The organism is Hydrogenophaga sp., assembly GCF_026125785.1.
Taxonomy (GTDB): domain Bacteria; phylum Pseudomonadota; class Gammaproteobacteria; order Burkholderiales; family Burkholderiaceae_C; genus Hydrogenophaga.
Genome location: NZ_JAHCKL010000039.1, coordinates 1 through 8,082, shown reverse-complemented (window position 1 = coordinate 8,082; position 8,082 = coordinate 1). Strand labels below are relative to the sequence as shown.

General features: G+C 63.0%; 5 protein-coding genes. All 5 read left to right on the top strand.

Annotated elements, in window-relative coordinates:
• The first annotated feature begins 327 nt into the window (after positions 1–327).
• The 5 genes from dnaA to KIT53_RS20140 all read left to right on the top strand — a co-directional run bounded on the left by dnaA (position 328) and on the right by KIT53_RS20140 (position 8,029).
• Positions 328–1,737, top strand: coding sequence for a chromosomal replication initiator protein DnaA (gene dnaA, locus KIT53_RS20160; protein ID WP_297756272.1), 1,410 nt, complete (start codon positions 328–330; stop codon positions 1,735–1,737).
• Between the two features lie 182 nt (positions 1,738–1,919).
• Complete coding sequence (gene dnaN / locus KIT53_RS20155) at positions 1,920–3,026, top strand: DNA polymerase III subunit beta (protein WP_297756270.1); 1,107 nt, start codon at positions 1,920–1,922, stop codon at positions 3,024–3,026.
• A gap of 81 nt (positions 3,027–3,107) precedes the next feature.
• A complete protein-coding gene (gene gyrB / locus KIT53_RS20150; RefSeq protein ID WP_297756269.1) occupies positions 3,108–5,729 on the top strand; it encodes a DNA topoisomerase (ATP-hydrolyzing) subunit B in 2,622 nt (873 codons plus the stop codon).
• 217 nt (positions 5,730–5,946) lie between these two features.
• The gene (locus KIT53_RS20145) at positions 5,947–6,249 is read left to right on the top strand and encodes a DUF4258 domain-containing protein (RefSeq protein WP_297756267.1); all 303 of its coding nucleotides are present in this window, start codon (positions 5,947–5,949) and stop codon (positions 6,247–6,249) included.
• A complete protein-coding gene (locus KIT53_RS20140; protein ID WP_297756266.1) occupies positions 6,230–8,029 on the top strand; it encodes a type I restriction-modification system subunit M/S in 1,800 nt (599 codons plus the stop codon). The genes KIT53_RS20145 and KIT53_RS20140 overlap by 20 nt, the downstream gene beginning before the upstream one ends.
• Positions 8,030–8,082: the final 53 nt, after the last annotated feature.

The window sequence follows — 8,082 nt, the reverse complement described above, 5'->3', positions numbered from 1 at the left end:
CCGGTCGTTGCAGGCAGCTGCCTGCAACGACGATCTCAGAGGAGCCGGAAATCTCCACTTCCGAGCGGTACTGAATCGGGTACAGGGTCAGACACGAGGGCCAGCGAAACTGGAACCGATCGCAAATTCGGGCGCACCAACTGCGCCAATCGGCCTCAGGCAGGCCTATCCGGAGGGGGGTATTCGATGTCGCCCGCCGACGAACGGCGGGCACCGGCGGTGGCGGCAGCGTCTTTCCTGCTTGTGGATAAGTGCCGGGGGCCACTACAATGCCCAGCCGCCCAAGCGTCGCTTATCCACAACCCGCATTCCTCCCGTCCCTACCGCATGATCGAGGGTATTTCTTCCGACGCGCCGCTGGCAGACAGCCGTTCGCTCTGGTCCGCCTGCATGGACCTGCTGGCCCGGGACATCCCCGAGCAGCAGTTCAACACCTGGATCCGCCCGCTGAGCGCGACGGTCGCTCCGGACCGTTCGCGCGTAGTCGTTTCGGTGGCCAACCGCTTCAAGCTGGACTGGATCCGGACCCAGTACGCCGCCCGCATCGCGGCCTTGCTGGAGTCCGTCCAGGGGGCTCCGGTCGTTCTTGAGTTAGTGCTTGCTCCCAGGGAGCCGGCTGCCAGATCTTCTTCTGCGGTTCGTACAGTTCAGGAGCAGGTGCTGTCCGAGCTGCCCGATCTGGCGCCGGCCGAGCTGGCGGCACCCGGTGGCGTCCCGAAGTCGCGCCTGAACCCGGCGCTGACCTTTGCCACGCTGGTGGAGGGCTCGGCCAACCGCATGGCGCGGGCCGCGGCGATGCATGTGGCGGGCAGCCTGGGGCAGTTGTACAACCCGCTGTTCATCTACGGCGGCGTGGGCCTGGGCAAGACCCACCTGGTTCACGCGATCGGCAACCAGTTGCTGGCCGACCGGCCGCAGGCCAAGGTTCTTTACATCCACGCCGAACAGTTCGTCTCGGATGTGGTCAAGTCCTACCAGCGCAAGACGTTCGACGAGTTCAAGGAGCGCTACCACTCGCTGGACCTGTTGCTGATCGACGACGTGCAGTTCTTCGCCAACAAGGAGCGCACCCAGGAGGAGTTCTTCAACGCCTTCGAGGCGCTGCTGGCGCGCAAGAGCCATATCGTGCTGACCAGCGACACCTACCCCAAGGGCCTGGCGGACATCCACGAACGCCTGGTCTCGCGCTTCGATTCCGGCCTGACGGTGGCGATAGAGCCGCCGGAGCTGGAGATGCGGGTGGCCATCCTGATCAACAAGGCGGCGGTGGAGAACGCGGTGATGCCGGAGGAGGTGGCGTTCTTCGTCGCCAAGAACGTGCGCTCCAACGTGCGCGAGCTGGAGGGTGCGCTGCGCAAGATCCTGGCCTATTCGCGGTTCAACCAGAAGGACATCTCGATCCAGCTCGCACGGGATGCGCTCAAGGACCTGCTGTCGATCCAGAACCGGCAGATCAGCGTGGAGAACATCCAGAAGACGGTGGCCGATTTCTACAAGATCAAGGTCGCGGACATGTACAGCAAGAAGCGCCCGGCCAGCATCGCCCGCCCGCGCCAGATCGCCATGTTCCTGGCCAAGGAGCTGACCCAGAAGAGCCTGCCCGAGATCGGCGAGCTGTTCGGTGGCCGTGACCACACCACGGTGCTGCACGCGGTGCGCAAGATCGGCGCGGAGCGGCTGCAGAACGCCGAACTGAACCAGCAGTTGCATGTGCTGGAACAGACGCTCAAGGGATGAGCCCGTGCCATGCCGCCGGCCCTTCGTCGCCCCGGGTTCCTGCCGATCGGGGCGATGGGCCGGTTTTGCGGGGCCCGGGCGCAAAAAGGCGAAAATAGCGGGGATTTGGCGCCGACAACGACAGGGAGCTCCGGGGAGGCAACCCCCGGCCCGCACACAACCAGAGAACGAAAGAGTCTGACATGATCGTTTTGAAATCGACCCAGGACAAGGTACTGGCCGCGCTGCAATCGGTGGCCGGCATCGTGGAGCGACGGCACACCCTGCCGATCCTGGCCAACGTCCTGCTTCGCAAGACCGGTTCTCAGGTGCAACTGACCACCAGCGACCTGGAGATCCAGATCCGCACCACCGCGCAACTGGAGGGCGACGACGGCAATTTCGCCACCACCCTGGGCGCGCGCAAGCTGATCGACATCCTGCGCACCATGCCCGGCGACCAGACCGTGAGCCTGGAATCCAGCGGCGGCAAGCTCATCCTCAAGGGCGGCAAGAGCCGCTTCACGCTGCAGAGCATGCCGGCGGAAGACTTTCCCCTGGTGCAGGAGTCGCCCAGCTTCGGCCCGGTGTTCTCGGTGCCGCAGAAGACGCTCAAGAGCCTGCTGAGCCAGGTGTCGTTCGCGATGGCGGTGCACGACATCCGCTACTACCTCAACGGCATCCTGTTCGTGGCCGAAGGCCAGCAGCTCAGCCTGGTGGCCACCGACGGTCACCGCCTGGCGTTCGCCTCCGCCACGCTGGACGTGGAGGTGCCCAAGCAGGAGGTGATCCTGCCGCGCAAGACGGTGCTGGAACTGCAGCGCCTGCTCTCGGACAAGGAGGGCGCGATCGAGATGCAGTTCGCCGCCAACCAGGCCAAGTTCAGTTTTGACGGCATGGAGTTCGTCACCAAGCTGGTCGAGGGCAAGTTCCCCGACTACAACCGCGTGATTCCCAAGAACCACAAGAACATCGTCACCCTGGGCCGCGCGCCGCTGCTGGCTTCGCTGCAGCGCACCGCCATCATGACGAGCGAGAAGTTCAAGGGCGTGCGCCTGAACGTGGAGCCCGGCGTGCTGCGCGTGGCCTCCAGCAACGCGGAGCAGGAAGAGGCGGTGGACGAGCTCGACATCGACTACGCCGGCGACACCATCGAGATCGGCTTCAACGTCACCTACCTGATCGACGCGCTGCAGAACATGTCGCAGGAGATGGTGCGGGTCGAGCTTTCCGACGGCAACAGCTCCGCGCTGGTGACCAACCCCGACGACAACGCGTTCAAGTACGTCGTCATGCCCATGCGGATCTGACACCAGAACCCTGGTTGATACCGCCTTCCAAACCCGCGCACACCGCGGGTTTGGCGTTTACTGAGATCGAGAAACTTCATCATGTCCGACGCCAACAAGCCCGCCGAAATCATCAACACCGGCGCGGCCCAAGCCGAAAGCTCCAATTTCCAGCCCACCATCGACGCCCACCAGGCGGGCGCGAGCGAGGGCTATGGCGAGGGGGCCATCCAGATCCTGGAGGGCCTGGAGGCGGTGCGCAAGCGCCCGGGCATGTACATCGGCGATACGTCCGACGGCACCGGCCTGCACCACCTGGTGTTCGAGGTGGTGGACAACTCCATCGACGAGGCGCTGGCCGGCCACTGCGACGACATCGTGGTGACGATCCACACCGACAACTCCATCAGCGTGGTGGACAACGGCCGCGGCATTCCCACCGGTGTGAAGATGGACGACAAGCACGAGCCCAAGCGCTCGGCCGCCGAGATCGCGCTGACCGAACTGCACGCGGGCGGCAAGTTCAACCAGAACAGCTACAAGGTGTCGGGCGGCCTGCACGGCGTGGGCGTGAGCTGCGTGAACGCGCTCTCGCAGTGGCTGCGCCTGACGGTGCGCCGCGAGGGCAAGGTGCACCAGATCGAGTTCGCACGCGGCTTCGTGCAGAACCGCCTGCTGGAAACCACGCCCGAGGGCATCGAGATCTCTCCGCTGCGCGTGACCGGCCCGACCGAGAAGCGCGGCACCGAGGTGCATTTCCTGCCCGACTACGAGATCTTCCGCGAGAACGCCGACTTCCACTACGAGATCCTGTCCAAGCGGCTGCGCGAACTGAGCTTCCTCAACAACGGTGTGCGCATCCGCCTCAAGGACGAGCGCAGCGGCAAGGAGGACGACTTTTCCGGCGCCGGTGGCGTCAAGGGCTTCGTTGATTTCATCAACAAGGGCAAGACCGTCCTGCACCCCAATGTGTTCCACGCGCTGGGCGACCGCCAGAGCGACCAGGGCACCAACATCGGCGTGGAAGTGGCCATGCAGTGGAACAGCGGCTACAACGAGCAGGTGCTGTGCTTCACCAACAACATCCCGCAGCGCGACGGTGGTACCCACCTCACCGGCCTGCGCGCGGCCATGACGCGCGTCATCAACAAGTACATCGAAGAGAACGAGCTGGCCAAGAAGGCCAAGGTCGAAGTCACTGGCGACGACATGCGCGAGGGCCTGTGCTGCGTGCTCAGCGTGAAGGTGCCCGAACCCAAGTTCAGCAGCCAGACCAAGGACAAGCTGGTCTCCAGCGAAGTGCGCGGCCCGGTGGAAGACGTGGTCGCCCGCCTGCTCACCGACTACCTGCAGGAACGCCCGAACGACGCCAAGATCATCTGCGGCAAGATCGTCGAGGCCGCGCGTGCCCGCGAAGCCGCGCGCAAGGCGCGCGAGATGACGCGCCGCAAGGGCGTGCTCGACGGCATGGGCCTGCCCGGCAAGCTGGCCGACTGCCAGGAGAAAGACCCCGCGCTGTGCGAGATCTACATCGTGGAGGGCGACTCCGCCGGGGGCAGCGCCAAACAGGGCCGCGACCGCAAGTTCCAGGCGATCCTGCCGCTGCGCGGCAAGATCCTCAACGTGGAGAAGGCGCGCTACGAGAAGCTGCTGACCTCCAACGAAATCCTCACCCTCATCACCGCGCTGGGCACCGGCATCGGCAAGGCCGGTGGTGAAGGCGGCAATGGCAACGGCGGTGCGGATGACTTCAACGTCGCCAAGCTGCGCTACCACCGCATCATCATCATGACCGACGCCGACGTGGACGGCGCCCACATCCGCACCCTGCTGCTGACCTTCTTCTACCGCCAGATGCCCGAGCTGGTGGAGCGCGGGCACATCTACATCGCGCAGCCGCCGCTGTACAAGGTCAAGGCCGGCAAGGAAGAGCTCTACCTCAAGGACGGCCCGGCGCTGGACGGCTTCCTGCTGCGCGTCGCGCTCAAGGACGCCTCCGTCTCCACCGGCGGCCCGGCGCCGTCCGTCCTCGCGGGCGACTCACTGGCCGACCTCGCGCGCAAGCACCAGGTGGCCGAGAGCGTGATCGCGCGCCTCTCCAGCTTCATGGACGCCGAAGCCCTGCGCGCCATCGCCGACGGCGTTTCGCTCAACCTGGACAGCGTGGCCGAAGCCGAAACCAGCGCCGTCGCCCTGCAGGCCAAGCTGCGCGAACTCACCACCACCGGCGTGCCCGCCGAAGTGGCGGCCGAATTTGACGAACGCAGCGACAAGCCCATCCTGCGCATCAGCCGCCGACACCACGGCAACATCAAGAGCAGCGTGCTCACGCAGGACTTCGTGCACGGCGCCGACTACGCCGCCCTCGCCACCGCCGCCGACACCTTCCGCGGCCTGCTCGGTGAAGGCGCCAAGGTCATGCGCGGCGAAGGCGACAAGCAGAAGGAAGAACGCGTCACCGACTTCCGCCAGGCCATGCGCTGGCTCATCAGCGAAGCCGAACGCACCACCAGCCGCCAGCGCTACAAAGGCCTGGGCGAAATGAACCCCGAGCAACTCTGGGAAACCACCATGGACCCCAACGTGCGCCGCCTGCTCAAGGTACAGATCGACGACGCCATCGAAGCCGACCGCGTGTTCACCATGCTGATGGGCGATGAAGTGGAACCACGGCGCGACTTCATCGAGACGAATGCGCTGCGGGCGGGGAATATTGATGTGTGAGGTTTGCTGTAGGTGACCCCATAAGCTGAGAAATTGAGGCCCATAAGTTGAGAAACCTATGGGGCTCGACTTGTCAGTTGATGTCCCTCCCGCCCAGGTGCATGAGGCGGGCCCGCTAGCCCCACCAATAGCCGACAGACTAAGTCGGCTATTTTTTGAGCTTGCATTTTATCCGTAGCACGCTACAGTTCCCATCCACGTCCTATTTTGAAATGTCATGACCTACGGCAATCAACATTATCTGGCCAAACGCCAGCTCAAGGCGCAACTTTCGCGTCATGCAGACATGCGTGCCCAGCAACGTGGCATTGACCAGAATTCGGTCCGGCTGGTGTTGGCGTATGGCGAGCGCGAGTTTGACGGACACGGCGGTCAGCGCTACCTCATGACGGAAAAAGCCATGGCCTCACTCAGACGTGCGGTCGGCAAGACACCGCAAGTTGAAGCCCTCGCCGGGGTCTACGCCGTCGTGAGCACGGAGGACCCGACCGTTATCACCCTTGGCCACCGCTTTGCTTGAAACTCATAAGAACATGACCAAAGAAGACACGCCTGTAGCCCGGGCCTATAGAGCACTTACCGACTTGGCGCGAGCCGAGGGTCGAAGCGAATCAAGATTCTTCGCCCTGACCTGGCTGGCCGCTGGACGCATGGTGGCAACAGGAACCGCCCCGAAAAATACGACCGTTGACCAACTTGCAAAGTCGGAAGCCTGGGGACACCTGGTCGAATCTGGCTTTCCATCGGGGGCACTCGACGTGGTGCCCATGAACCGGTCAAGCACCACTGCTCAAGAGTTGAAGTTGCGCGCCCTGGCCGCCTCAACTGTTGCTGAGCTCCATCGAGAACTTGGCACGTACCCTTGGGACGTCTTGCCGAGTCTGGTCGCGCACAGTGGACGCAAAGAGTTCGACGGGGTGGACATGCTGCTCGAACCCGAACTGGTTGCGCTGCTGCTGGACCTTGTGGGTGAGCCCGATGGCAGTGAGCTCTGGATTCCTTTTGACTTTTCCGGGCAGCTCACTATCGAAGCTCTGCGCCGGGGCTGGCGGGTGCAAGCGGCATCTCCCATGTCTGTCTTGTCAGTGATGGCCCAACTTTTGATGACCATCGAGTTTGGACACCCCAACGACCACAAGGTGCGCAGGGAGGTCGACCGTGATGTGGCGGGTCGGCCGGTGGGCAAGGCCAACTACGCGCTTGTCAAGCCTCCCTTTGGCTTGTCAGTCAAAGGGAGTCGACTGAGCATGTGGGACACCAGTGGTGGTCTGAGTCTCGACCAGTACGCCCGCAGCGAGTCATGGGCCATCCACGAATTCATGAACCGGACCAACAGGCGGGCTGTGTTCGTCGCGCCTCAGGGGGTTCTGTTTGCCAAAGGGCAAGAACAACGCCTGCGGGAGTACCTGCTGAATCGGGGAGGCGAATGCACCGAGCTTGAGTCCGTGATTGCTCTCCCGTCAGGCGTTTTCAGTGCAGCAACCATCGCCGGAGCGGTCTTGGTCCTCAATCCTGGTGGACACACAGACGCAATCCGCATGGTGGACCTGGGTAGCGGTCGTCGTTCTCTCCTGGAGGCGGGGCAAATGGTCGCTGCGGGTCGGGACCTTGCCTTGGGCCGGACCGAAACCGACAAAGCCTGTTATGTGAGCCGAGCGGAAATTGAGCAGAACGAATACAGCTTTGCACCCTCGCGGTATCTGCGTCGGGTGACAGACCTGGGCGCCACAGCCAAGCCGTTGGGTGACATCTGTACTGCCTTGCGCCCACCAACGACCGTCAAGGAGTCAACCCCTTATGAAGTGGCCGAGGTGGGGCTGCAAGACCTGACTCAATGGCGACCGTTGACCGAGTGCATCGATAAGACCGTTTACCTCAAAGGAGCTTCCTTAGACAGTGCCCGTCTCCAGCCAGGCGACATTGTGATAACCATCAAGGGAACCGTGGGCAAAGCGGCGCTCATGGGTGAAGCAGTGCTTCAGCGGCCCACAGTGGTCTCTCAAAGTTGTCTGGCGCTCAGAGTGACGTCTGAGAAGGTCAATGCACAGTACTTGTTGATGTACCTGAGGTCTCCGCATGGACAGGCGCAACTGGAAGGATTGCAGGTGGGCGCCGGCGTGAAACACATCAGTCCAAGCACACTGCTCAACATCTTTCAAGTTCCGGTTCCAACAGTTGATGAACAGTACGCCGCTTGCATGGATTTCGAGAGGCTGTGCTTCCTCGAACAAGAAGTCGAACAACTGCAGCACGAAATTAGCAAAGTCGCCAGCCAGCGCTGGCCCGCGCAAGCGCTGTAAAGACGCCACTGAGCAAAACAACACAATAAGAGAACCATGGCCAATCAACTGAC

What these genes read in the sequence shown, in the direction of transcription:
- dnaA (WP_297756272.1), top strand. Translation starts at nt 328, where the DNA reads ATGATCGAGGGTATTTCTTCCGACGCGCCGCTGGCAGACAGCCGTTCG.
- KIT53_RS20145 (WP_297756267.1), top strand. Translation starts at nt 5,947, where the DNA reads ATGACCTACGGCAATCAACATTATCTGGCCAAACGCCAGCTCAAGGCG.
- gyrB (WP_297756269.1), top strand. Translation starts at nt 3,108, where the DNA reads ATGTCCGACGCCAACAAGCCCGCCGAAATCATCAACACCGGCGCGGCC.
- dnaN (WP_297756270.1), top strand. Translation starts at nt 1,920, where the DNA reads ATGATCGTTTTGAAATCGACCCAGGACAAGGTACTGGCCGCGCTGCAA.